Consider the following 25,994-nt stretch of genomic DNA (forward strand, 5'->3'; position numbering starts at 1 on the left):
TATATTTATAAAAAAATAAAATATTTAGCTCAGAGCAAACATAATTTCTCCAGAGGCTACAACCTTACCTTCAACGGAAGCAGTAGCTTGTCCTTTTCCGATGCTGCCCTTAAGACGGGTGATCTCTACTTCAAGAGTAAGTGTATCGCCCGGTACCACTTGACCACGGAAACGGAATCCGTCCAGCCCAGCTAAAAAACCGATTCGGCCGCGATTAGCCTCTACTCCCAGGATAGCAACCGCACCCACTTGTGCAAGGGCTTCTGTAATCAGTACACCCGGCATTACCGGATAGCCCGGAAAGTGACCTACAAAGAACGGTTCATTGATCGTTACATTTTTGATTCCTACAGCTTTTTTGCCCATTTCAATCTCGATAATTTTGTCCACCAGCAGAAATGGAGGCCGATGGGGGATGATTTCTTGAATTTGGTTGATATCCAGCATTATGACAAAACTCCTTTCGGATGTTGCACATTTTCTTTTATTCTTTGCCGAAATGCATAAAATTAGGCAGGTTCGGTAAAAACTATATTTATCCTTCACCAACTGCAGAAGTGGAGGTTGAGATAAGGGGCTTTCTCCACCGGATGCGGCAGCATGGCGGAGAGGGCCCTTTTTGCTGCCCGAGGCCCCCCACCATTATACATTTTTCAGCATAAAAAAGAAAACTCCCTTGTATAACAAGGGAGTGGTTAAATCATCTTCATTTATGGAGCAAAAACCAAATCATATACATGTCTCCACGTGCTCCACTGCAGAGCATCGCTTAACTCTTTCTTACCCAGGACAACGTAACCGACGGCCAGGCCGCCTCCAAGTGCAGCTACGAGAAGCAAGGGAATAAGAACCCATTGTATCATGGTCCATTTGGAGATCCCTCGTGGAGAGGGTTCTTTCTTCTCTTCCGATTTAACTTTTTCCTGTCGATCCATTCCTTCACCTCTACGCGCGCATGTTATTGGCTAGACCAAACATCTGATCACTGGACGAAAGTGCCCGAGCTACGAGTTGATACGTGCGTTGAATCTGCATCATTTCTGTCATTTCTGAGGTCATATCGACATTCGACTGCTCCAGCCATCCTGAGCGCACTCCAATTCCAGATGCCTCGCCTGCCGCTCTTTGTACAAAAGCCTGCTGTGCTGTAACTCCATCTGCAAGCATATAGAAATTCCCGTCGACAGCCTTTAAGGCATTCTGTGTCTTAGGTTCTACTATCATTATAGTACCCGCTACCTGAACAGGTCCATTCTCCGTCTTTTTCGTTAACACACGACCGGATTCATCGATAGCAGCATTCACACCTACAGGAACCGTTAGAGGTTTGCCCTCTGTATTTAAAACGGAGTTTCCTGTGTTATCAACCAATACCATCATCTTGGCATCAGTCGTGTCAGGAATAAAGTGAAAATCACCCTGACGTGTGTACGCCGTAGTACCATTGACCTGAACACCAAAAAGCCCGTTGCCCTGAATGGCTAAGTCGGTCGGACTCCCTGTTTCTTTAAGGGGACCCTCTTCCCAATTCGTTGAGATCGAAGGCACATAAGTCCCAAAACCCATATTAAAGCCTAGGGGTGTAGAACGGCCCGGTTGGTCATAATCATCCGATTGCTGTTGTACACGAGTCAGCACGTCCTCAAAAGAGCCCTGCTTGCTCTTATAACCATTGGTATCCATGTTGGCTAGATTATCCGCTATAATATCAAGCCGCTGCTGAAGGCTCGACATGGAGACTGCTGCACTAATCGTTGAGTTGTTCATAGATCAAACCTCCTATAAGCTCTACCTGTAAAGCTCATTTCCTAAGCACTGCCTAAACCCTGCCAACTTCACTTACAGCCTTCTGCAAGCTGCCATCATAATATTGAACAATCTTCTGGTTCGCTTCATAAGCCCGATAGGCGGCATTCAAATCCACAGTAACCTGAGTAGGATCTACATTAGAGCTTTCCAAGTAACCTTGGCGTACTTGCATGTTATCTGTTCCGTTAGAGAAACGGATATCTGCCGCCTCTACATCATCAGCGTGAAATACACCATTACCGTCACGTACAAGCTCCTGTGGCTTTGTTACTACACTCACACCAAGCTTGGTCCCTGTCGGAAGTCCTGTTACTGGATTAAGCAAATTACCCTGCCCGTCCACTTTAAGGGTGTCCTGATTTCCTGTCAAGACAAGGGGCTTGCCTGTGGAATCAAGAACCTTGAAGCCACCACTGCTCAGTACCTCTCCTGTAGCCGCGTTTATTGAGAAGCTCCCATTTCGCGTATACAGATTATTCCCTTCAGCATCCTGTACAGTAAAGAAGGCCTGTGGACGATAAACAACCTCACCCTCAGGGATTACATATTTGCCCGAACCATCAAAGGAGATATTTTGACCTGTCACAGGATCAGCTACTTGCAAATCCGTAGATAAAGCAAAATCCATGGTCTTGCCGCTCTCCCTTAAATCACCCTGTAAATATTGGGATATCGACTGTTCTGCAAAAACCCCAGTGTTAAGACGCCCCACTGGCTTGGTATTGCCATTACTCATAGCAGAGATCAATACATCCGGAAAAGCATGATTGACACTGTCAACCTGCTTGTACCCCGTTGTATTCAAGTTAGCGATGTTCTGTGTTGCCGTATCATGTCTACGCTGCTGTGTAACCATACCTGCAGCGGCTGTATATAATCCTCTTATCATGAAGGTAGTCCCCTTCCGAATCTTTTGCTACCTTTTATATCGGCTGCTTAGAACTTTTTCTTAACGACCTTGTCCAAATTATCCAGCATTATTCCTGTTCCCTTAACTACACAATGCATCGGGTCTTCCGCTATCCACACCGGAACATGTAATTCTTCCGAGAGGAGCTCGTCCAATCCATTAAGTAAAGCGCCACCACCAGTTAGAACAACACCCCGGTCAATAATATCTGCGGATAGCTCAGGCGGTGTACGTTCCAGAACGGACTTAGCAGCTGCCACAATAGAAGAAACCGGATCCCATAGTGCTTCTTTTACCTCGCCTGAAGTAATAGTGAGCGTCTGAGGGAGTCCACTTACCATATCACGACCACGAATATCCATTTCAGCCTGCATCAGGCCTGGACGCACGGTGCCAATTGTAACCTTAATATCCTCTGCCGTACGTTCGCCGATTAACAGCTTATACTTTTGTTTAATATATCTTAAAATGGCCTCATCGAACTTGTCTCCTGCGACTTTAATCGAAGAAGCGGTAACGACGTCGCCCATAGAAAGTACGGCTACATCCGTCGTTCCGCCACCGATATCGACGACCATGTTCCCACTAGGCTGATAAATATCCATTCCCGCTCCGATTGCAGCGGCTTTTGGCTCTTCCTCCATAAAAACTTCCTTAGCCCCGCTCCGCTCCGCCGCTTCCCGTATGGACTTCTGTTCCACAGATGTAATATTTGTAGGGGCGCAAATCAGAATACGGGGCCGTGCGTACCAGGACCGGCCGCCAACGCGGTCGATAAAATACTTAAGCATCATTTCTGTGATTTCAAAATCTGCAATGACACCATCCCGGAGAGGACGGATTGTTATAATATTTCCAGGTGTACGTCCAACCATGCGACGTGCCTGTTCTCCCACCGCAAGGACTCTCTTCGTATCACTTTCAAGTGTGACCACGGAAGGTTCATCCAGAACGACTCCCCTTCCCTTAACATGTATGAGCACATTGGCCGTGCCGAGGTCGATTCCGATATCCTTGCTAAACATAATGAAAGAGCCCCCAAAGTGTTATTTTAATTGAAAAAACAGCAGTTAGTACTAAATTTAAAAATACCATACTTTAGGGGAAGTACACAATGTATTAAAGCTGAATATTTCCTTAAATTTCCGAAAATCTCATGGCTTTGATGCTACAGCAACCTCACGTTTTTTCCCCGTCGATTTTTTATATTTGATTTTTGTGGCTTCTCCCCCCCGAAGATGTCGGATGGACTTGTGATATTCGAGAATGTGCTTCACCTGATCGGCCAGATCAGGGTTGATCTCTGGCAGACGCTCAGTTAAATCTTTATGCACCGTGCTCTTTGAAACGCCAAATTCCTTGGCTATGGTCCGGACCGTATGCCTGGTTTCCACGATGCAGCGTCCGATTTTGATCGTACGTTCCTTGATGTAATCGTGCACGCTCCCGCCTCCCAACTGTGGATAGTTTGGTACATTATATGAGGGGCGGGCTTATATATTCGCGCTTTCAAGACATGACAAGCTATGGAGGGCTCATTTTATTTAATGGACAACCTAATAACCCGTGTTATTAGCATGATGAAAAGCCGTCGCTGTCCCTTTAGGTCAACAACCGTTTCCCGCGTAAACAAAAGGCTCATCACAAACATAACCTTAAAAATCCCTATATACACAAAAAAATAGGGGGCTTTCGCCCCCTGCTATAGAAATTTTTATCGCTGTGGCAGTAAATCCGATGGATTGACTACTTTGCCATCTTCGTACACTTCAAAGTGTACATGATTTCCAAGGTTCTTTTCGATCTCACTGCGACCAGCTGTGGCAAGAGTATCTCCCTGCTTCACTACATCGCCTTGTTTAACTTTTGTTTCACCAAGACTTTGGTATACAGTCTTCAAATTACCTTGATGGGTAATTTCAATCACTTTACCTAATACCGCAACATCTTCCACTCTGGTCACTTCACCGCTGAGCGCTGCTTTGACATCGAACGTATTGTTGTCTTCACGGGCAATATCGATTCCGACATTAGGAATAAATTTGTCGTTATATTGCACCATAGCGGCAACGTGATTGTCCTCTGTACCATTCTCATCATAATACGGCTTAACTACTTCTACTTCACCTGGATTAGCTACTGGCCAAGTCATACTTTCCGTTGAAGCAACAACTTCAAGTGCATCTGGACCTCCGGTTGTTGTACCAGCTTCATTAGCGGAAGTTCCTACTTGCCGCGAAGTGGCGGCAGTGTCCTGGTTGAGCGGCTTTTGGCCGGCATCCTGATAGACCCACACCAAGGTTAGTATAATTGCCGCTGCCGCCGTGTAGACTGCTGGGAATACCCAACGTTTAGATACCAGTCTGTTCCATGAAGAAGGTTTTGCACCAGGTAAATCTCCCTGAGTTTTTTTGAGAGATTCATCTTGGTTTGTTTTGTTTTTGTCTTGTTCATTCATATGGTTATCACCTCAGTAACCAGTGTTACCGGGCTTTTCTCTTTTATACGTATCTTTCAAGTTATTTTTTCAGAAGAGTTGAGATTTGTGTAAATGAGATACCACTATAATAGTGTTTGAGAATTTGGGTAGCTGTTCCACCCTCTTTGGCCATCCCATTTGCCCCCCACTGACTCATCCCTACTCCATGCCCATTTCCAAAGGTCGTGATCAAGATCTTATTCCCCTTACGGCTCCAACTGAATTGGCTGGATCGTAGGCCTAGCTTCTCCCTCACTTCACGTCCAGTAAATATAGAGCCTCCAATTGAGATCTCTTTAATCCGATGTCCAGTGGTAAGAGACAACACTTCCATAGGTAATCTCGAAGATGATGAAATCTTCGTTGTAGTTCCTGAATTAGTAGTATCTTTGGAGGCAGGAATGACTTTATCGTCTAGACCCAATCTAGTAAGTATCTCAGCAACAGTAAAAGTGTTAGTCACCGCATAGTTTGGGGTAATCTCTTTCTCCCAAGGACTCGTCACACTGCGCAGATAGGGAATCGCTGCATTCCAATACTCTTCTGAGTTCTCAGTATATCCTCCACTGGAGGCGAAAAAGGAGGCCGTTATCGGCTGCCCTTTATAAGTCATAATCACTCCGCGCGTCTCAAGGACCGCGCGCTGCAGCTTTGCGAGGTCGGCGCTTCTTCCGCCGAGCTTCCATTGCCGTTCCAGCGTGTCCTTAGATATGTAAGCCTGATGGCTTACCGTATCGGTTACATCCGCCTCCGGAACGGGTACGCCGCTTCTGTCGCCAGCCACCAGGCGGCGCATGATAAAGGTGCGGGCCGCTACGGCCTGCGCTTTGAGCGCTTCAAGCTCAAAGTCGGCCGGCATCTCGGCCGCTAGCACGCCGCGGACGTAGTCCTCCAGCGGCAATGTCTCTATTTGTCCGCTGTGCGACAAATAGACAGAGACGTTCGGCTGCGGCGCTTCCTGCGCAGCCGTCTCCGGCGCCGCCGGAGGGGCCGTGACCGCCGGCACGGCCACAGGCGCCGGTTGTCCCCGGTGTAGCGGGACAACCGCCAGCGGAATCAGCAGCGCCGCCAGGAAAGGCGCTGCGAGCCAGGCGACGGGAATGAGTCGCCTGCGCCGGGGAGCAAGGGGACGCGAATGCCAGCGCGTTGTCTTGTTTCTTCGCAAGTAGCGGAAATCTTTCATCTCTATGGCTCCTTCCGTGAATCACTGGTGATTCTTATAGATATGAAATTACAGCAACTGCTAGAACACAATTTGAGAGAAAGAGAGTTCCTGTCCTCAATCTATTACTAGACCGCAGGCTATTAAATTGCGCACAAAAAAATCCCCATCAGATGAGGATTCCATAAAAAAAGACCAAGCTGCAATCTGCAGCCTGGTCTCTCCTAATGAGTGATATTATACCCAAGTTGGTTGAACCTGAAAGCGTGGTTTAACCTCTTCGGTTTTAGTCGATTCACTCTTGGATACTTCCGGTTTAAGAACTTCATCCTTCACGGTTTGCGCTGAAGTATCCTCCATGGAAATGCGCCAAATTTCCGCACCCAGTCCGGACAACTTCTCAGCCAAATGTACATACCCGCGGTCAATATGATGAGTTCCGCTTACTTCAGTAGTGCCTTCAGCAACCAGTCCTGCCAAAATAAGCGCAGCTCCCGCACGCAGATCCGTAGCACAAACCTTAGCTCCGACCAATTGTGCATTACCTGTAACGATCGCCGAGCGACCTTCGATCTTAATCTCAGCGTTCATGTTGTGGAATTCATCCACATGCATAAACCGGTTCTCAAATACGGTTTCTGTAACGACACTGGTACCTTCAGAACGCAGCAATAATGCCATCATTTGCGACTGCATATCCGTAGGAAAACCTGGATACGGCAAAGTCTTCAAATCAACAGCTTTGAGAGGCTTGTCACTGATTACACGAATACCGTTCTCGTCGGGAATAATGGTTACACCCATTTCTTCCATCTTAGCAATAACAGGACCTAAGTGATCTGCAATTGCGCCTTCCACATATACATCGCCACCGGTAATTGCTGCAGCCGCCATGTACGTACCTGCTTCGATACGGTCAGGGATTACATGATGTTTGACCCCATGCAGACGTTCTACCCCTTCAATACGAATAACGCCTGTTCCCGCACCACGCACGATAGCGCCCATACCATTCAAGTAATTAGCTAGGTCTACAATCTCAGGCTCCTTAGCCGCATTCTCGATAACGGTCACGCCTTCAGCTAGTGTAGCTGCCATCATTATATTTTCGGTCGCACCTACGCTTGCTACATCCAAATACACTTTGGCACCGCGCAGGCGTCCGTTGCTTTTCGCTTCAATGTAGCCCTGGCCGAGACTAATCTCCGCACCCAGTGCTTCAAACCCTTTCAAATGCTGATCAATCGGTCGTGTACCAATGGCACAGCCGCCTGGCAGGGAAATTCTTGTCTGACCAAGTCTAGATAACAGTGGGCCCATGACTAAAAAAGACGCCCGCATTTTTCGAACCCATTCATAAGGTGCTTCACAGGAAGTGATGTTTGTAGCATCCACCTGGATAATATCGTTCTGATATGTAACCCCTGCACCCAGAGATTCCAACATTTTTGATATCGTCATCACATCATCAAGCGGAGGTGCGTCTACAATGACGCTTACTCCTTCTTCTGCCAATAGAGAGGCGGCTATGATCGGTAATACGGAATTTTTTGCGCCGCTAACTTTCACGCTCCCGGTCAATCTGTTGCCACCGCGGACGATAAATTTGCTCATTTTCGGTTTCCCTCCGCGTCCATTATTTCTTAAATTATTTTTTTAGATTAAAGTAATTGCAAAAAAGTTCTCTACTCCATCAATACGCCCATTTACTCGGGCATGTTCCTTAAAGTTCAGTGTTGACATAATAAAACCTTATTATTCGACACCTTTTGACCACTGCGACCTAAGACACTTATAACCAAACTACATCCCCTTAAAACATATATCGGATCATCCCACTCCAGCTCAGGTAATCCAGGAAGAACCCCGCTACAAAACGACCAAGTACAATGGCCAACAGCAAGTGCAGCAGCCTTCCCTGAGGACTCTTGGGATATCTTATGACCAAATCGAGCTTAAGGTTCTGCAATGCCCACCAAGATAATACAACACTGAGCAAAGATACAATCATTGAGACCATACTGCTGGTTCCAACTGCACTAGACAACCCACCCGACAATATATCCTCCATGCTAACCCTCCGTGTTCGTATTACTCGGAAATCGACTCTTATATCATACTTGTGAAGGGCAAAAGAATCCAGTACTTTTACAAATTTTTAAACAATTCAGCGCCATTATCCAAAATAATGAAGAAATTTTAACCTTTTTCAATAGATTACTATAATAAAAAAGCAGTCAAACCATAAGGCTTGACTGCTTTTATCCTACTGTTGTCCTTTTCCAGTGGACACTTTAATCCGTGTAACAGCGCGTTGCAGCGCCAATTCCGCACGGCGGTGATCGATATCATCTTGTTTGCTCCGAGTCTGGAGACGGCGCTGAGCCCGTTCTCTAGCCGCTTCGGCGCGCTCAACATCGATATCTGTTGGCAGCTCGGCACTTTCAGCCAGCACAGTTACTTTGTCCTTATGCACTTCAACGAACCCGCCATGAACGGCGATGGAGATCGTAACACCGTCCGATTTGACGGATAACGGAGCAACCTGAAGTGGAGTCACAAGCGGAATGTGTCCCGGCAAAATACCCAACTCGCCTTCGACCCCTCTTACAATCAAGCTATTCACTTGCTTGGAGTAAACGAGATGCTCCGGCGTGACAATTTCCAACAAAAAGGTATTCACTTCCATTCCTCCTTAAAGCTTTACATAGTAAAGCTCGCTTCGAAAGCATGCACTAAGCTTTACGAAGTAAAGCTTGCATCGAAAGCATTAGCTAAGCTCAGGTTACATCGATTTCGCTTTTTCTACTGCTTCTTCAATCGTACCTACAAATAGGAAAGCTGCTTCTGGAAGATCATCATGCTTACCATCCAGGATTTCCTTAAAGCTGCGTACAGTTTCTTTGATTGGTACATATTTGCCCTTAAAGCCAGTGAACTGTTCAGCCACGTGGAACGGCTGCGACAGGAAGCGTTCAACTTTACGAGCACGAGCTACGATAACCTTATCATCCTCACTCAATTCATCCATACCCAAGATGGCAATGATGTCTTGAAGCTCGGTATAACGTTGCAACAATTGTTTAACACCTTGTGCTACGTTGTAATGTTCTTCGCCAACAATTTCTGGAGCTAGCAAACGCGAGCTGGAAGCCAGTGGATCAACCGCTGGGAAAATCCCCTTCTCGGAAATTTTACGCTCAAGGTTAGTTGTTGCATCCAAGTGAGCAAACGCTGTAGCCGGAGCAGGGTCAGTGTAGTCATCCGCCGGTACGTAGATTGCTTGAATCGATGTAACGGAACCTTTTTTAGTCGATGTGATACGCTCTTGCAGCTGGCCCATTTCAGTAGCCAAAGTCGGCTGATAACCAACCGCGGATGGCATACGGCCGAGAAGAGCGGATACTTCGGAACCCGCTTGGGTAAAGCGGAATATATTATCGATAAAGAGCAGCGTATCGCGGCCTTCCACATCACGGAAATATTCCGCCATGGTCAAACCGGTCAAAGCTACACGAAGACGTGCACCTGGAGGCTCGTTCATTTGTCCGAAGACCATTGCTGTCTTCTTAATAACGCCGGAATCCGTCATTTCGTGATAAAGGTCATTACCTTCACGAGTACGTTCACCGACACCTGCGAATACGGAAATACCACCGTGCTCTTGGGCAATGTTATTAATCAATTCTTGGATTGTTACTGTTTTACCTACGCCGGCACCGCCGAAGAGGCCGACTTTACCACCCTTAGCATAAGGTGCGAGCAAGTCGATAACTTTAATACCTGTTTCCAGGATTTCCGCTTGTGTTGACAATTCGTCAAATGTTGGTGCGAGACGGTGAATCGGGTTCTTTTTCTCAGCAAGAACTTCACCAGCGTTATCAATTGGATTACCAAGTACGTTAAATACACGGCCTAATGTCGCTTCCCCTACAGGAACCGAAATTGGACCTCCTTGATCGATCGCATCCAGTCCACGAACCAGACCATCAGTAGAAGACATCGCGATACAACGTACCAGATTGTCTCCCAAGTGATTGGAAACCTCAAGTGTTAGGTTAAGCTGACGACCATTGTCCAAGACGGTTTCAATTTTGATAGCGTTGAAAATCTCGGGCAACTGGCCGCGTTCAAATTCAATATCGACAACCGGACCCATAATGCTTACAACGCGTCCTTTGTTCATCTTCTTTTCCCTCCTCGAAAGCTGTTACATCAAGAAGAAACGACGTTGTCGTCATATAAAGATGACAACCGTTTCTCGTAGAAATATAAGCATTTTGTATAGTGTAAAACCTATACTTTCTTATATTGTAAGAAGAACTTACAGTGCCGTTCTTAAGGAACTATGTACCCTAAGCAAGCGGCACTGTTTCTCGTAAAATACAAGACAAGTTAAGCACTCGGTTTAACTTTTCTTGTATTTTAAGACTGCGCGTTCGCTCCGGCCACGATCTCGGTAATTTCCTGCGTAATTGCCGCCTGACGGGCACGGTTGTACGTAAGGGTAAGTTCTCCGATCATTTTCGACGCGTTCTTCGTTGCACTGCCCATAGCTGTCATTTTCGCACCCAGCTCACTGGCCTTGCCATCCAGAATTGCGCTATAAATCAAAGTTTCAGCGTACTTTGGAAGCAATACTTCTAGCACGCCTTCCGGTGAAGGTTCATATTCGTAGTTTGCAGAAGCTTCATGATGCTCTTGATTCCCTACTCCATCCATAGGCAACAGTCGCTCAACGGTTGGGATCTGGGTGATAGCATTGACGAATTGATTGTAACAAACATACAACTCATCATACGTACCATCTACAAACTGCTGTACTGCCGAATTCGCGATAGACTTGATGTCAGCAAACTTCGGCGCATCCGATAGCTCAGTAACTTCCTGTACAATCGGATATTCACGGCGACGTAGAAAGTCACGGCCCTTACGACCAATAACAAACAATGCGTACTCATCTTTGGACTTATGCTTCTCCGCGATGAGCATCGTCACCTTACGCAAAATATTAGCGTTGTAACCACCTGCAAGCCCTCTATCAGAGGTAACGATTAGATAACCAGTCTTCTTCACAGGGCGGCTAACCAGCATAGGGTGTTGAACACCTTCTGTGCCAGCAGCAATGCTCGATACAACCTCTTTTAGCTTCTCAGCATAAGGACGGGCGGCAATTGCCTTCTCCTGAGCTTTTCTCAGCTTGGATGCGGCTACCATTTCCATCGCTTTTGTGATCTGTCTTGTGTTTTGAACACTCTTAATTTGACGTTTAATATCACGCATGCTTCTTGCCATGATTTCACCACCTTAAAGCTTTGACGGAGTCAAAGCTAACTTCGTAAGCACTCTCTTAACTTTGACGAAGTCAAAGCTACTTCATAAGCACAGCCTGAGCTTCGGCAGAGCCAAAGCTCACTTAGTAAAATCCGTTAAAGTCTATCTATATTAGCTAGTAGCGAAACCTCTTTTAAAGGTATCAATCGCTGCTTTTAGAGCGGCTTCGTTATCAGCTGTCAAATCTTTTGTATCCCTGATGGATTGAGCTACATCAGCAGCACTGCTATCCATGTAAGCAAGGAATTCCTTTTCAAAACGTTTTACGTCTTTAACTGGAATATCATCCAAATATCCTTTTACAGCTGTGTACAAGCTGAGCACTTGATGCTCAACAGACAACGGCTGATTCACACCTTGTTTCAGAACTTCCATCATACGTGCCCCGCGATTCAGACGGGCAAGTGTAGATTTATCAAGATCTGAGCCGAACTGTGAGAAGGCTTGAAGTTCGCGATATTGGGCAAGATCCAAACGGAGCGAGCCGGCTACCTTCTTCATCGCTTTGATTTGAGCGGAGCCCCCTACACGGGAAACGGAGATACCGACGTTGATCGCCGGACGTTGACCAGAGTAGAACAGATCGGATTCAAGGAAGATTTGACCATCTGTAATCGAGATTACATTCGTAGGAATGTAAGCTGATACGTCGGATGCTTGTGTTTCGATAAATGGAAGTGCGGTTAATGAACCACCACCAAGCTCATCACTAAGCTTAGCTGCACGCTCCAAAAGACGGGAGTGCAAGTAGAATACGTCACCTGGGAATGCTTCACGACCCGGTGGACGACGAAGCAGCAAGGACAATTCGCGATAAGCCGAAGCTTGTTTCGAAAGGTCATCGTAAATGATCAGTACGTGCTCGCCCTTGTACATGAAGTATTCGCCCATTGCGCAGCCTGCGTATGGAGCAATATACAACAATGGGGACGGCTCGGAAGCCGATGCAGTTACAACGATTGTATATTCCAAAGCGCCATGACGGCGAAGAGTTTCTACAACCTGTGCTACCGTGGATTGCTTTTGACCAATGGCAACATAAATACATTTCATGCCGTTGCCTTTTTGGTTGATAATCGCGTCAATTGCGATTGCAGTCTTACCTGTTTGACGGTCACCAATGATAAGTTCGCGTTGTCCACGACCGATTGGTACCATCGCATCAATGGCTTTAAGACCTGTTTGCATCGGTTCATGTACCGATTTACGATCGATAACACCTGGTGCATTATTTTCTACAGGACGGAATTCAGTTGTAGCAATTGGGCCTTTGCCGTCAAGCGGCATACCAAGTGCGTTAACTACACGGCCGAGCAGAGCTTCACCAACAGGAACTTGCATAATTTGTCCTGTACGTTTTACTTGATCGCCTTCACGAATTTCCTTGTACTCACCCAGAATAACAACACCGACGTTGCTTTCTTCCAGATTGAGCGCCATGCCCACTACTCCGTTGGAGAACTCTAGCAATTCGCCTGCCATTGCGTTTTCCAGACCGTAGACACGGGCGATACCGTCGCCGACTTGAATGACGGTGCCGACTTCGGCAACTTCGATATCGGCTTTATATTCCTCAATTTGACTTTTGATCAAAGTGCTGATCTCTTCAGGTCTGATGCCCAATATCCTCACCCCTATCTTCTATGCTTATCATTAAAGGATTTCTCGAGACGCTCCAATTTGTTAGAGAGACTGCCGTCATACAGCTTATCGCCGATATAAACTTTCAGTCCTCCCAACAGGCTTGGGTCCACCACATTCGTAATCCGGATTTTACGGTTTACGAGTTGGCCGAATTCTGCAGCTACAGCTGCTTTTTCTTCTTCACTTAAAGAATAAACAGAGTATACCTTAGCATCACCAATGCCAAGAGCGTCTCCTTCAATCTTGATATACGTATCCAGCAGATCGGCAAAAATATCGGTTCTGCCTCGCTCTACTAACAATTCTACAATGTTCATCACGATGGGAGAGAGCTTATCTTGAAGCGCTGTGCGCAGCACTTTCAGCTTGTCGGACTCCGAGATGCGCGGTGCAAGAATAAACCGCTTTATCTCTTGGTCGGAATGTAATAATCCAACCACTGCCTTGAGCTCTTCTTCTACTTCAAGGGTAATCCCTTTCTCTACCGCTGCACTGTACAATGCTCTAGCGTAGCGCTTGGCAACTACCGTATCGCGGCTCATGATTGGCCTCCTACCTCTTTGAGGTATTGGTTCACAAGTTGCTCCTGCTCGCCGCTAGCACTAACTTCTTTCTTAAGAAGTTTAGAAGCAATACGAACAGATGCCGTTCCAATTTCGCTGCGCAACTCTTCCACTGCTTTGTTCTTTTCGTTCTCGATATCGCGCACAGCCTCTTCTTTGACACGTGCTGCATCTGCTTTGGCTTGTGCCAAAGTTTGTTCTACCTGTAGATTGCTTGTGATTTGCGATTGTTGAATAATCTGTTGAGCTTCCTGGCGTGCACTGTTCAGCGCTTGCTTCTGCTCTTCCACATACGCGACCGCTTGTTCTCTAGTCTTCGCAGCTTCGTCCATTTGCTGCATTACCAGCTCACGGCGTTTCTCCATAACTGCAAAAAGTTTGCTGAACGCATACTTGCTAAGCAAGAAATATAAAATCCCAAAGGCGACAATTGAAAATACTATGTTTGTCCAAACAATATCCACTGAGGTCACTCCCTTCCGTTACCGCGTCATGCGGACGTATACAAAAGTAAGGCGCGGATGGCATCGGCCGTCCCCGCCAAACCGTAACTACGGTTTATTAAGTAAACATAATCAGGAATGCGATAACTGTTGCTGCCAACGGAATAACTTCGACGATACCTACACCAATAAACATTGTTGTTTGCAAAGCATTTTTCGCTTCTGGTTGACGAGCGATGGACTCAACTGTTCTACTAACGATCATACCGTTACCAAGACCTGCGCCAAGTGCACCCAATCCAACCGCTATTGCTGCTGCTAAAAATTCCATTTGTAAATATCCTCCTTTAATTTCGGTTCATATTTGTGTTTAATGATATAAGATATCTCCCACGAAGGAAAATCAGACGATAGCCGTTCTCTTCGCAGCAGTTCATTAATGTGCTTCTTCTTCGTGAATCGTCATCTGTGCGATATAAACCATCGTCAGAATCGTAAAGATAAACGCTTGTAGTGCCCCGACGAAAATACTGAAGCCCTGCCATACAGCCAGGAACGGAATACTGAGAATCCCCAGCTTCAAAATGACTGTAATTAGTACTTCTCCGGCGAAAATGTTAGCGAATAGACGAATAGCCAACGCTACAGGTTTTGCCAGGTTTTCGATAATGTTCAGTGGCAAAAAGATTGGAAACGGCTCGATGTAGTGTTTGAAATAATGTTTGCCGTTGAGCTTAATGCCCAGAAAGTTCATCAGTACAAATACTATGATTGCCAATCCTGCAGTGACATTAATGTCAGCAGTTGGCGACTTGTACCATAAAATTTCTGCATGCTCACCATTCGCCAAGTTCTTAGTTGCTTCAATCACGTGGCCAAACACTGTTACAGGTCCATGCGCCTCAGTTACAACGGAGAAAGGCAATCCAAGTAGATTGGAAACAAAGATAAACAGAATCAATGTCAACCCTAAAGATATGTAAGGTTTTCCTTTCTTCAGATCCATGGCACTGCTTATGACACCCTCTACAAATTCCACAACCCATTCCATGAAGTTCTGAAGCTTGGATGGATTTTCAACGGAAAGCTTACGAACCGAAAGCATAACCAGAACAAATACCACTGTACAACTGATCAGAAGCATCAACACGGCGGATAAATCTATCGGTATTCCCCCGACAAATATTTTCGGCATGTCATGCATAGTATCATCCCCCTTTCTCTTTAATCTGGTTAAAGCTTATTCTTCACACTCAGATATATCCCCGCAGGAATGGCGAGAAGCTGAGGAATGAATACGCCCGAAACAGTTGCTACCAGGGAGAAATGCTCAATCTTGACCGAGAACATGGTGACCAAAATTGCGAAGCTAATCCGTGTAACAAAACCGAGGCTGAAGGCATTCCCTTCGTTGCTCGCAATCGACTGCGTAACCCGTCGAACCTTGACGGCCAGATAACGAAAGTTTACCAATCCCGCCACCAGACCCAGAGTCATGCCCAGTGTAATTGCCCGGGTCTCATGATGAAGCACCCAGCCCATTAAGAGTCCTGCCATAAGGACGAGCGTAACTCTAGTGACGGTATTGATCATGGGAGTCATATTATCCATTCTGCTCCCCCAAAAATTTTTTAATTAACAAGGCGACATTCACAATTCCCAGAATCATTCCAGTTATAGTGCCAATGGCGAGCCAATATTTCGGCCCCTCCATCAGGTCTTTCAGCCATCTTGCCGCAAAAAAACCAATAAGAATGTAAGCGGCAAGCAAAGTGCCTGCACTTCCAATGACAAGCGCGGTCTGTAACAAGCTGTCCTTGCTATTTTGTTCTTTCATGGGCTACAATCCCAACTAATTTTACTGAATTTCCTGAGTCTTTGTCAATTCATTGAACATTGCCTAAAAACCCTTGAAAACATGAAAATAATCACAGCAAAACGTTCCAAAACCATATAAACCGTACAGTTTCACTGTATGTTGATTTTAATCAGATCAGATATTAGTTTAATTGAAATTATTTATTTTTTGTGAACATTCTGTGAAACTCTTCAGGACGTTCCTTATTAACACCAAAATGGTGCAAAATCGCATTGACAATCCGTTGGGAAGCCTTGCCATCTCCATACGGGTTGGCGGCCCGACTCATCGACTGATAGAGCTCATTATCAGTCAAAAGAGCATGTGTCCGTTGATACACCTTCTCCTCGTCCGTGCCCACAAGTTCCAGCGTTCCAGCCTCTATCCCTTCGGGACGCTCCGTTGTATCACGAAGCACAAGAACAGGCACTCCATAAGAAGGAGCTTCCTCTTGCAGACCGCCGGAATCGGTCAATATCAAGTGAGTATGCGGATAAAAATTATGCAGGTCCACGACATCCAGCGGATCAATCAGCTTAATTCTTGGATGTCCTCCCAGTATCTCATGTGCAGGTTCCTTAACGGCAGGACTCGGATGCACAGGGTAAACAATGGCGACATCTTCGAATTCATCAGCGATTCTTTTAATAGCTCGGAAGATATTACGATGCGGTTCACCTTGAGATTCTCTGCGGTGAGCAGTCATCAAAATAAGTCTTTTTCCTGAAGCAAAATCCAAAACAGGATGCCGATAATCCGGCTGTACGGTATATTGAAACACATCAGTTACGGTGTTGCCTGTGATATAAATACTTGATTCTTTTTTGTTCTCGTGTCTCAGATTACTAGCTGACCAATCGGTTGGAGCGAAATGCAGATCGGCTAATACACCTGTTAATTGGCGGTTCATTTCTTCAGGATAAGGAGACAATTTGTTCCATGTCCTAAGTCCTGCTTCTACGTGCCCAACCTGAATTTGCTGCAGGAAGGAAGCGTAACTAGCTAAAAACGTTGTTAAGGTGTCCCCATGCACCAGCACGAGGTCAGGCTTAACCTCCCTCAGTACAGGTTCCAAACCTTCAAGCACACGAATAGTAATCTCGTTCAAGGTCTGACGGTCCTTCATCACGTCCAAATCGTAATCAGGGGTGATATTAAACACTTCCAACACTTGATCGAGCAGTTCTCTATGCTGTGCTGTTACACATACTATTGATTCGATATGCTCAGGATGCTTCTTCAGTTCAAGAACCAGAGGAGCCATCTTGATCGCCTCGGGGCGCACTCCGAAAATAGTCATTACTTTGATTTTGGACATAACCCCTACCCTCTCATCAAATATTCTCGCATTACTATACTTAATACTTAATTACTTATTACTTGGTTCCATAAAGACGGTCACCAGCATCTCCAAGACCTGGCACGATGTATCCATGTTCATTCAAATGATCATCAAGCGCTGCTACATAAATATCAACATCCGGATGAGCTTCCTGAACTGCAGCAACACCTTCTGGCGCTGCAATCAAGTTCATCATTTTGATCTGTGTACAACCACGGTTCTTCAGTGAGGTAATCGCAGCAATTGCGGATCCGCCTGTAGCAAGCATTGGGTCAATCACTATCAACTCACGTTCCTGTACATCAGTTGGAAGCTTGATATAATACTCCACTGGTTGAAGAGTGTCTGGATCACGGAAAAGCCCTACATGTCCTACTTTAGCCGCAGGTAGAAGCTTCAGTACACCTTCAAGCATACCTAAACCCGCACGAAGAATAGGAATAAGCCCCAGCATTCTTCCCGAAATCACTTTGCTTTCCGTCTCAGTGACCGGTGTCTGTACCGTAATTGTCTCTAGTGGAATATCACGTGTAATCTCATAAGCCATCAATGTGGCAACTTCGTCAACATGTTCTCTGAAATCCTTCGTGTTTGTTCTAACGTCGCGAATAAATGTTAGTTTGTGTTGAATTAAAGGATGATCGCAAATCACCAATTTTCCCATTTACTGTCCCTCCGGTAATTGTAAGTCTTGTCTATAGCCATAGAAAGCGCTTTGCTTCTCAGTGGCTAAATCCTGTCTATTATAGCACTCCCGCCGCTGCATTTCACCTCAGAATGGTACTTGAACTCACATTGAACATATTCCCTTGTATTTCCTTGTTTTTAAAGGTAATGATTGGCTTAATTAGGAAACCAATCACTTATAAAACCTAGATTATGTTGTGCAACTTTGGCTTTTTCATACTATTCACATTATTTTCACTAATTTTATTGAAAGTTCCATGAACTTTCAAGATTAATTTCATTCAATTTCATCTATTAACTGCAGTAATATTTGTGAACAATATGCAACAAAAAAGCCTCCATCAAACCCGGAAGAGGGTATGAATGGAGGCAGAATCATTTCTTATTGGAAGCAAAAATTTAGTATTTCAACTCTGGATAAAGAGGGTATTGGTCAGTCAACTCAGCCACTTGACGGGCAGATTCTGCCAAGTTTGCCTCATCCTTCGGATTCTTTAGAACATTAGCAATGATACGTCCAATAGTGACCATTGCCTGCTCGTCCATACCACGGGATGTGACTGCAGGTGTACCAATCCGAATACCGCTTGTTACAAAAGGACTTGTAGGATCAAATGGAATTGCGTTTTTATTCACAGTAATCCCGATGGAATCTAGTACTTTTTCCGCATCTTTTCCGGTAATGTTCAGATTACGGGTATCCAGCAGCATCAAGTGGTTATCTGTACCTCCGGATACAATGTTAACCCCTTCGCTGATCAACGTTTCTGCAAGAACATTAGCGTTCTTCACTACATTTTGAGCATAAGTCTTAAAAGATGGCTGCAATGCTTCACCAAATGCGACTGCTTTTGAAGCAATTACATGCATCAAAGGTCCACCTTGGGAACCAGGGAATACCGCTTTATCAATAGCAGCTGCCCACGGCTGTCTGCACATAATCATACCTCCGCGGGGACCGCGCAAAGTCTTATGCGTAGTAGTTGTAACGAAATGAGCATGAGGAACCGGGCTCGGATGAAGACCAGCAGCAACCAATCCTGCGATATGGGCCATATCTACCATAAATAGCGCACCCACATCATTGGCGATAGCGCCAAGTTTTTCGAAATCAATAATACGCGGATAGGCACTGGCACCAGCTACAATCATTTTTGGACGGTGCTTGAAGGCTGCTTTACGTACTTCATCATAATCAATTAGGAAAGTATCTTCTTGTACTCCATAAGCAACGAAGTTATAAAGCAATCCAGAAGCATTAACTGGGCTACCATGTGTCAAATGACCGCCGTGCGCCAAATTCATTCCAAGAACAGTGTCGCCAGGCTTAAGCGCAGCCAGATAAACAGCCATATTAGCTTGAGCACCGGAGTGTGGCTGTACATTAACATGATCCGCACCAAACAATTCTTTTGCACGATCACGAGCAAGGTTCTCAACGATATCTACATCTTCACAGCCACCATAATATCGTTTGCCTGGATAACCCTCTGCATATTTGTTCGTAAGCACGGAGCCCATAGCTTCCATTACGGCTTCGCTAACGATATTCTCTGAGGCAATAAGCTCAATGTTGGCACGCTGACGTTTCAGTTCCAGTTCCATCGCTTCCAGTACTGCCGGGTCACTCTTACGCAATTGTTCCATGTTCTTATTTCCTCCCTAGTGTGTGTAGATATGTTGTATTTAAGTAGAAACGATTTGCCCGCTATAAAGAGACTTAGGTCTTCGTTTCTGCAAAAAATATAAAACTAAAGTTCATTAATCACAAAACTGTGAACCACTTTGTTCTGGAGCACGATATACCGCACGTTCACCGCCAATTAGTGGGGGTCTGGTCCATGCCGCATTCACTCTGGCTGCTCCAATGTATCGTAGAGTCGGACGGAAAGGAACGGCTACCCGCCGTAAATGCATTCCTATCAGTGTCTCGCCAATATCCAAACCAGCATGAGCTTCTATCGTTTCCGCCAAAACAGGATCTTTCATAGCGTGATAAGCAGCCGTAGCCATCGAACCTCCAGCACCTCGTATAGGTACAGCTGATACTTCCTTCAGACCAAGTGACTCTAGCAGAGAGCGTTCCATCACAAGTGCACGATTTAAATGCTCACAGCACTGATACACGGGATGAAATCCTTTTTCCGCTGCTACTAAACGAACACCTTCAAGCAGTTGTTCTGCAACTTCAAGTGCACCACCAGTTCCAATCCGGACACCAGCAACTTCACTTGTGCTCACTCCGATGACAACAATTTTGCCTGACCCAAGGTTACCAGCCTCCGCCAACTCCCTTAACACAGTGACGGTGGCATCAGTTAATGATAGCTCTACAACTTCGTCCATCACTCTACCTCCTCAAACTTCAAACAAGCTTATTTTAAACAAAAAAGAGCAGTCCGCAGGTAGCTGCGGATTTGCTCTTTTGCCCAGGCGACCGGCCGTTTATTCCGATGCTCCATCGTGGTTTGATCCACATTTGTCGCCAGTTACATCGGAACCGATTATTTGTAACTTCATCTTAAAGCAAAGTGAACTGAAAATCAACCATTTACAAATGGCGGAAGGTTTCCAGCTTATCCAGCAAACTGAATAGCGCAGTGCGAATCTCAGCAGCAGTTAGCTCATAGTCCTCACGCGTGCCACCAAATGGATCAGAAATATCGAAGCTCGGAATACGCTGGCGAATCTCAATCATCCGCTGCAGATCCGTTGCATTCGGTTCACCACCAAGGGCTAAGCTCAACTCCGCATCTGCGTAAAGGCTGTCCAATTCCTTGATATCTTCCGTCACCGCATCTTCATCATGCACGTATTCCTTCAATGTATAGGTTTTCGTTACAGCATCCGGAAAATACTGCAGCAAATGCTGCTTATGCCCACCCGTCAAGGTCAGCACAAGGTCGGCCCAAGCGACAGCTTGACCTGTCAATTGTGACGACTCCATTGAATCATGAATTCCTTCTTCCTGCAGTATAGCTGCAGCATGTCTTGATATAGAAGTACCGGAAATGGCGGATACACCTGCAGACCGCACTTCCAGGTCGATTCCACGTTCCTTCGCGAGCTTTCGTAAAAGCCCCTCAGCCATAGGACTTCGGCATGTATTTCCGGTGCAGACGAATAAAATATGCAGCATGTTTTGCACCCCCATGAAATTAAATATTCTAATGCCGTTATTGTATCAAAAGATGAATAGCAAGCCAAACCCCAGAAGTATTGCACCGCCTAGTGCTTCTCCATAATCCCCGAGACCACGACTGACATGCCGTCCAATTAGCAACCCTAGAATCGACATTAGTCCCCCGCAGGCACCGAAGGCTAAGATGGTCAAAAGCACTCCATTCACAAACATCCCCAGTGATACACCCACGGAGAAAGAGTCAATACTCACACTGAGCGAAAGAAGTATCATCCCCCACAAGGTTCGATGATCCATAGCTCGCGAGCTTCCCGTATCCGGACGAAAGGAGTTGTACACCATATGCCCGCCCAAAAGAACTAGAAGACCTCCAGCAGCATAAGTCGTTACTTGACCTAACAAGTGTCCGACATAACTTCCTGTCAACAAACCCAGGAGAGGCATCAGCATATGAAAAACAGCAATGAGCAGACTCATTTGCAGAACATGCAGCAGACGAATACCTTTCATCCCGATCCCTACACCGAGCGAAAAGGCATCCATCCCTAATGCAACCGCCATTATAGTAATGGTAACAATCTGCCCCCATTCGGTATATACATCTCCTAAGCCCATGCTTAACCCCCCAAGTCCGAAATATCTTGTACAACAACGATATGCGGACAAGGGGGTAATCATGACTTCATATGGGAGTCATATACGAAAAAGCAACGCCGTGGTTATCCGGCGTCGATGACGGATCCGCCGGCGGCTTTCATAAGCCGGTTCATGATGGCAGCGCCGAGGCCCGTATACGGGCAAGCCTCGGCTAAGATGTAAGTCGCTCCCGCTTCATCGAACCGCCGCAAAGCGGCATATAGGGAGCGGGCCCCTTCCTCCGGCGAGGATAACGAGCCAAGGGAAAGGACACAGGCGGCAGGGTCGGCGGGATAAAGGGCCTTATGCTCCTCAAAGAGGAGCAGGCCCGTGATCTCGCCGTTTAGCTGCGCCGCCTGAAGTTGACTTGCGGCTTCGTCCGCCACGCGTTGCGGGGAAGAGCCGCGCACTACACCAAGCCAGCCGCGCGGCGCGTAGTGCGTGTACTTCATGCCCGGCGCGCGCGGTGCCGAGCTGTCGCCAGCAGTACTGAAACCAGCAGCAGACTTAACGGTTTCAGACCTAGCAACGGGAGTCTTTACAGCCCCCGAATCAGCCACGACAGTAGTGGTAGCGGCAACAGTTGCCTCAGCATTACCGGGCTCTGAGCTTACAGCTTCTGCTCCCACCACTGCAGCCAATTGCTCCGAAGTAATCCCGCCGGGGCGCAGCACAGCAACTTTTCCGTCAGGCTGTACCTGTACCACTGTTGACTCTAGTCCAACTCCAGCAGCACCACCATCAAGGACGCCATCGATGTATCCAGCCAAATCTTCCATCACATGTGAAGCTAATGTCGGGCTCGGTCGACCCGAACGATTAGCGCTGGGCGCCGCAACTGGACAACCCGCTGCACTTATCAGCGCCAGAGCTACCGGATGATCCGGCATCCGCACACCAACCGTATCCAAACCCGCCGTCACACAAGGCGACAGTACACCTTCACGAACAGGAAGCACAACTGTCAGCGGACCAGGCCAATAAGCTGCCATCAGCGCGGCCGCCTTAGGATGCATCTCTGCAACAAGCTCGTCCAAAGCTGCCGTATCCGCAATATGTACAATTAACGGATTGTCAGAGGGCCGGCCTTTTGCCGCAAAAACAGCCTCAACTGCCGACGTATTTCGGGCATCCGCCCCTAGCCCGTAGACGGTTTCGGTTGTAAAAGCCACTGTTCCGCCTTCGCGAAGCATTGTTGCTGCCTCCGCTATCGCCAGCTTGTCAGCTTCATTCGGCTGAAATACCTCAGAGTTCGTTCCCTCAACAGAATTCAACTTCCAGTATACAGTCTCATCTCTATTTCCACTCCGCCGCTGAACGGCGAATAAAGGATTATTGTGTTCATTCATTCTCATCACAGGCTTTCTAGAAGATATAATTTATCTTTAGCAAAAAAACGGCCCCAGTAGGGAGCCGTGATAGATCTGCTTATAAAATAGTAACATATCTGGGGTCTTACGACCATAATCCACTGATCCAGTTCCAAAGGTTTTGCAGCAGCTCCCAGACGAAGAACCGTACCTCTGGCTCAGCAGCAGTTTCTCCTGATGAAGCACTTCCTGCCGTGGAATCAGCCTGCACTGTTTTTGCAGCTGCCGATTTCACCTTAGCACTGCTATCCGCACCAGCAGCGGACACTGTTTTTGTACCTTTGTCAGCAGCAGGCGCTGCCGCATCTCCGGAGCCTGCATCGATAAAGCAAAGCGGAGGAAACAGTACACACCACCAATTTTGTCCCTTGCCCGCACCAAGTGTGACCCGCACAGCTTCATACTCCCCAGCAGGATAGACAGTACCACCGTATAATTTAGTGGGAAAAGGAACCACGCCGAGCTCCACTTTGTAGGAATATTCAATGCCCCGTTTCTCCAGCTCTGATCCAACCAGCGCATTAAGCTCCGGCAGATGATTTCTAATCAGAGCACGTGCCTGCTCCAAGCTCTGCGGATCCTCAAGAGCAGATACCCACTGGTTCATTTGCTCCACAATTTTATCACGAATTTGCCGTTTCACCAGCTGATCTTGCGCTCCGTCAGAATTAGCTAGAATACGTAACCGGATAGATTCTTGGGGAATAGATACTTCAGCTACTGCAGCATCGGTTTTTTGACCTTCCCAAGCCATCATGAGGACCATAAAAAAACAAATTAAAATGGCAGTATACTTAAAAGTTACACGTAAGGAATCTCTTTTATTCATATGATTATCGTTCATTTGTTGCAGCCCCTCTCCTCTTAACTCTCATGCTAGTAGTATGCCCGGAGATAAGAGACTGCAAACCTATGAATCTATTAAATTTATAACTTCAATGCCAGCTCCTTATGCAGCTGCAAATCTTCCTCCACATCCTGCCCATAAAGATGCACGCTCATCACGACCCCCATGCTGGCCATATTAATCAGAAGAGACGTGCCTCCATAACTGATAAACGGAAGTGTTATTCCTGTCAACGGCATCAGGCCGATAAAAGCTCCAACATTCTCAAGAATTTGATACAACAGCATAGCCGTAATTCCAATGATTAGAAATGGTCCGCTACGCTCCTTACTCTCGAGAGCAATCAATATCATCCGATGCAGCAAAATAAAAAAGAGCAAGAGAAGCAGCGCAGACCCCACAAATCCAAACTCCTCGGCAATCTGCACGAATATCGCATCCGAATAGGTATATGGGACACGATTATTCTGCACAGAGCTGCCCTGCATATATCCCTCTCCACTCATTCCCCCGGAGGCTATAGCTAATTTGGCATTTTTCGTGTGATAGCTTGCCTTATCTGTCGCTAAATCAGGTACCAGCCAAGGGTCAAACCGCTCCACTAAATGATCCTTACCAATGCCTTCAAAAAAATTGACTGCTTCATCATGATAGTTTATATAGCTCAAAATCCCAGCAAGACCAATCCCACCCACTATAAGCAAGCCGATGAGCGCATGCGACAATTTGATGTTCCCAATCCATAAAAGTCCAATTAATATTACGATGTAACTAAGGGCATTTCCCAAATCATTTTGCATAATCACTATTCCAAATGGAATGAACGTAAGAATGGTGAGAGGAACAATTCCTTTCCAGAAGGTTAAGGTAGACCCTTGTTTTCGAATTAAGATCGATGATAAAAAAAGAATTAATACCAATTTAAACAGCTCGGCAGGCTGAAACCTAAGTCCACCGATCTCAAGTCCCAATTGAGCACCGTTCTCTACTTTACCAATAAAACTAACCGACACTAACAAGACTAAGCCCAAGAGATAAATATAAAGTGCATGTTTAACAAATATCTTAAAGTCCACAAAAGCGAGCACAATAAAAACCACAAAACCTAAAATATAGTATTTAAGCATTTGTAAATGAAAGCCATCCAATTTCATCGGAGGCGTTATTCTTCCATTAGTTACACTGTATATTGAAAAAATACTAATCACCATCAGCAAAATCAGAACAGTAACAATTACCTTATCAATCCTTTTGAACTTTTGAAGCATCTGCAAGCCCCTTACTCTGTTAAGGTTTCAACTCTCCTCTCTCAGGGAAAGTCGTTCCTTTCTATTGTAAAACATTCGTCAATATAATTCCAAATTTATGTAGCCAATCTATAAAATATCTTTCTATTAAAATTACACTCTGACGTGATTTTACTCTATAATCCAAACCTATCGGACTCAGTAGACTTTATTTATGGATTTATTGCTCCACGGGAACTTTTGCGGACTCCAGAGTCGTTATTACTTGCCATTTTGCAGTAAATCCAGTCTTTTTGATCAAATAACGTCTTTGCGGTCCGATACTATCCAATAAGTAGTTAATATTCGAATATAAGGGCATCTGAGTCCGAGTCAGGATACAAATACAAATACAAATACGAATACGAATACGAATTACTTCCAGCCAGCTTACCTGAAACGGTCCGTATTACGTATTACACCAATCCGACGAAGCCGTCCACCATCAAAAAGAACCGCCAGCCCCCTATTAAACAATAAGG

At 46.0% G+C, this 25,994-nt stretch carries 29 protein-coding genes and 1 riboswitch; all 29 genes read right to left on the reverse strand.

Annotated elements, in window-relative coordinates:
* Positions 1–24 precede the first annotated feature (24 nt).
* The 29 genes from fabZ to MKZ16_RS30645 all read right to left on the reverse strand — a co-directional run bounded on the left by fabZ (position 25) and on the right by MKZ16_RS30645 (position 25,494).
* On the reverse strand, positions 25–447 hold the full coding sequence (fabZ, locus tag MKZ16_RS30505) for a 3-hydroxyacyl-ACP dehydratase FabZ (protein WP_036681536.1): 423 nt from the start codon (positions 445–447) through the stop codon (positions 25–27).
* 263 nt (positions 448–710) lie between these two features.
* Entirely contained in the window at positions 711–935 is a 225-nt protein-coding gene (locus tag MKZ16_RS30510) for a DNA-directed RNA polymerase subunit beta (RefSeq protein ID WP_036681538.1), read from the reverse strand.
* A gap of 10 nt (positions 936–945) precedes the next feature.
* On the reverse strand, positions 946–1,767 hold the full coding sequence (locus MKZ16_RS30515; protein WP_038573632.1) for a flagellar hook-basal body protein: 822 nt from the start codon (positions 1,765–1,767) through the stop codon (positions 946–948).
* A 52-nt stretch (positions 1,768–1,819) separates the two neighbouring features.
* Positions 1,820–2,698 carry a flagellar hook-basal body protein gene (locus MKZ16_RS30520; RefSeq protein WP_076106987.1) on the reverse strand — a complete coding sequence of 293 codons (879 nt, stop codon included), beginning with the start codon at positions 2,696–2,698 and terminating at the stop codon, positions 1,820–1,822.
* Between the two features lie 47 nt (positions 2,699–2,745).
* Positions 2,746–3,744 (reverse strand): rod shape-determining protein, encoded by a 999-nt coding sequence (locus MKZ16_RS30525; RefSeq protein WP_036681546.1) that lies wholly within the window; start codon positions 3,742–3,744, stop codon positions 2,746–2,748.
* Positions 3,745–3,873: 129 nt separating this feature from the next.
* Positions 3,874–4,161, reverse strand: a complete 288-nt coding sequence (gene spoIIID, locus MKZ16_RS30530) for a sporulation transcriptional regulator SpoIIID (protein WP_036681548.1) — start codon at positions 4,159–4,161, stop codon at positions 3,874–3,876.
* A 272-nt stretch (positions 4,162–4,433) separates the two neighbouring features.
* Positions 4,434–5,177, reverse strand: coding sequence for a M23 family metallopeptidase (locus MKZ16_RS30535; RefSeq protein ID WP_076106985.1), 744 nt, complete (start codon positions 5,175–5,177; stop codon positions 4,434–4,436).
* A 61-nt stretch (positions 5,178–5,238) separates the two neighbouring features.
* Entirely contained in the window at positions 5,239–6,381 is a 1,143-nt protein-coding gene (spoIID, locus tag MKZ16_RS30540) for a stage II sporulation protein D (RefSeq protein WP_076106983.1), read from the reverse strand.
* Between the two features lie 216 nt (positions 6,382–6,597).
* A complete protein-coding gene (gene murA, locus MKZ16_RS30545; protein ID WP_036681554.1) occupies positions 6,598–7,974 on the reverse strand; it encodes a UDP-N-acetylglucosamine 1-carboxyvinyltransferase in 1,377 nt (458 codons plus the stop codon).
* A gap of 199 nt (positions 7,975–8,173) precedes the next feature.
* A complete protein-coding gene (locus MKZ16_RS30550) occupies positions 8,174–8,431 on the reverse strand; it encodes a DUF1146 family protein (protein WP_036681556.1) in 258 nt (85 codons plus the stop codon).
* Between the two features lie 195 nt (positions 8,432–8,626).
* Positions 8,627–9,043: a F0F1 ATP synthase subunit epsilon gene (locus MKZ16_RS30555; protein ID WP_036681559.1), complete on the reverse strand. Its 417-nt coding sequence runs from the start codon at positions 9,041–9,043 to the stop codon at positions 8,627–8,629.
* A gap of 102 nt (positions 9,044–9,145) precedes the next feature.
* Complete coding sequence (gene atpD, locus MKZ16_RS30560) at positions 9,146–10,546, reverse strand: F0F1 ATP synthase subunit beta (protein WP_036681562.1); 1,401 nt, start codon at positions 10,544–10,546, stop codon at positions 9,146–9,148.
* A gap of 239 nt (positions 10,547–10,785) precedes the next feature.
* Entirely contained in the window at positions 10,786–11,655 is an 870-nt protein-coding gene (gene atpG / locus MKZ16_RS30565) for an ATP synthase F1 subunit gamma (RefSeq protein WP_036681564.1), read from the reverse strand.
* A gap of 150 nt (positions 11,656–11,805) precedes the next feature.
* Positions 11,806–13,317, reverse strand: a complete 1,512-nt coding sequence (atpA, locus tag MKZ16_RS30570) for a F0F1 ATP synthase subunit alpha (protein WP_036681566.1) — start codon at positions 13,315–13,317, stop codon at positions 11,806–11,808.
* Positions 13,318–13,328: 11 nt separating this feature from the next.
* Positions 13,329–13,880 (reverse strand): F0F1 ATP synthase subunit delta, encoded by a 552-nt coding sequence (locus tag MKZ16_RS30575; protein WP_036681568.1) that lies wholly within the window; start codon positions 13,878–13,880, stop codon positions 13,329–13,331.
* The gene (atpF, locus tag MKZ16_RS30580; protein WP_036681571.1) at positions 13,877–14,365 is read right to left on the reverse strand and encodes a F0F1 ATP synthase subunit B; all 489 of its coding nucleotides are present in this window, start codon (positions 14,363–14,365) and stop codon (positions 13,877–13,879) included. Before atpF ends, MKZ16_RS30575 begins: the two co-directional genes overlap by 4 nt.
* Before the next feature lie 97 nt (positions 14,366–14,462).
* On the reverse strand, positions 14,463–14,675 hold the full coding sequence (gene atpE / locus MKZ16_RS30585; protein WP_036681574.1) for a F0F1 ATP synthase subunit C: 213 nt from the start codon (positions 14,673–14,675) through the stop codon (positions 14,463–14,465).
* Between the two features lie 105 nt (positions 14,676–14,780).
* Positions 14,781–15,548, reverse strand: a complete 768-nt coding sequence (atpB, locus tag MKZ16_RS30590; protein ID WP_036681575.1) for a F0F1 ATP synthase subunit A — start codon at positions 15,546–15,548, stop codon at positions 14,781–14,783.
* A 29-nt stretch (positions 15,549–15,577) separates the two neighbouring features.
* Positions 15,578–15,955 carry an ATP synthase subunit I gene (locus MKZ16_RS30595; protein ID WP_036681578.1) on the reverse strand — a complete coding sequence of 126 codons (378 nt, stop codon included), beginning with the start codon at positions 15,953–15,955 and terminating at the stop codon, positions 15,578–15,580.
* Positions 15,948–16,181: an AtpZ/AtpI family protein gene (locus MKZ16_RS30600; protein ID WP_036681579.1), complete on the reverse strand. Its 234-nt coding sequence runs from the start codon at positions 16,179–16,181 to the stop codon at positions 15,948–15,950. Before MKZ16_RS30600 ends, MKZ16_RS30595 begins: the two co-directional genes overlap by 8 nt.
* Positions 16,182–16,359: 178 nt before the next feature.
* The gene (gene wecB, locus MKZ16_RS30605) at positions 16,360–17,520 is read right to left on the reverse strand and encodes a UDP-N-acetylglucosamine 2-epimerase (non-hydrolyzing) (RefSeq protein WP_036681581.1); all 1,161 of its coding nucleotides are present in this window, start codon (positions 17,518–17,520) and stop codon (positions 16,360–16,362) included.
* Positions 17,521–17,578: 58 nt separating this feature from the next.
* Positions 17,579–18,208 (reverse strand): uracil phosphoribosyltransferase, encoded by a 630-nt coding sequence (upp, locus tag MKZ16_RS30610; protein WP_036681583.1) that lies wholly within the window; start codon positions 18,206–18,208, stop codon positions 17,579–17,581.
* 422 nt (positions 18,209–18,630) lie between these two features.
* The gene (gene glyA, locus MKZ16_RS30615) at positions 18,631–19,878 is read right to left on the reverse strand and encodes a serine hydroxymethyltransferase (protein ID WP_038573642.1); all 1,248 of its coding nucleotides are present in this window, start codon (positions 19,876–19,878) and stop codon (positions 18,631–18,633) included.
* A 114-nt stretch (positions 19,879–19,992) separates the two neighbouring features.
* Positions 19,993–20,577, reverse strand: a complete 585-nt coding sequence (locus tag MKZ16_RS30620) for a TIGR01440 family protein (protein ID WP_038573643.1) — start codon at positions 20,575–20,577, stop codon at positions 19,993–19,995.
* Positions 20,578–20,651: 74 nt separating this feature from the next.
* Positions 20,652–20,734: riboswitch (ZMP/ZTP riboswitch) on the reverse strand.
* Positions 20,735–20,782: 48 nt separating this feature from the next.
* Positions 20,783–21,370 carry a low molecular weight protein arginine phosphatase gene (locus MKZ16_RS30625; RefSeq protein WP_036681588.1) on the reverse strand — a complete coding sequence of 196 codons (588 nt, stop codon included), beginning with the start codon at positions 21,368–21,370 and terminating at the stop codon, positions 20,783–20,785.
* Positions 21,371–21,415: 45 nt separating this feature from the next.
* Positions 21,416–21,988, reverse strand: coding sequence for a manganese efflux pump MntP family protein (locus tag MKZ16_RS30630; protein ID WP_038573646.1), 573 nt, complete (start codon positions 21,986–21,988; stop codon positions 21,416–21,418).
* Positions 21,989–22,092: 104 nt separating this feature from the next.
* The gene (locus tag MKZ16_RS30635; RefSeq protein WP_076107113.1) at positions 22,093–23,358 is read right to left on the reverse strand and encodes an L-threonylcarbamoyladenylate synthase; all 1,266 of its coding nucleotides are present in this window, start codon (positions 23,356–23,358) and stop codon (positions 22,093–22,095) included.
* A gap of 106 nt (positions 23,359–23,464) precedes the next feature.
* The gene (gene spoIIR / locus MKZ16_RS30640) at positions 23,465–24,223 is read right to left on the reverse strand and encodes a stage II sporulation protein R (RefSeq protein ID WP_080742650.1); all 759 of its coding nucleotides are present in this window, start codon (positions 24,221–24,223) and stop codon (positions 23,465–23,467) included.
* An 83-nt stretch (positions 24,224–24,306) separates the two neighbouring features.
* Entirely contained in the window at positions 24,307–25,494 is a 1,188-nt protein-coding gene (locus tag MKZ16_RS30645; RefSeq protein WP_038573648.1) for an FtsW/RodA/SpoVE family cell cycle protein, read from the reverse strand.
* Between the last annotated feature and the right edge of the window lie 500 nt (positions 25,495–25,994).

Source organism: Paenibacillus sp. FSL R5-0928, assembly GCF_037970385.1.
GTDB lineage: Bacteria > Bacillota > Bacilli > Paenibacillales > Paenibacillaceae > Paenibacillus_AQ > Paenibacillus_AQ odorifer.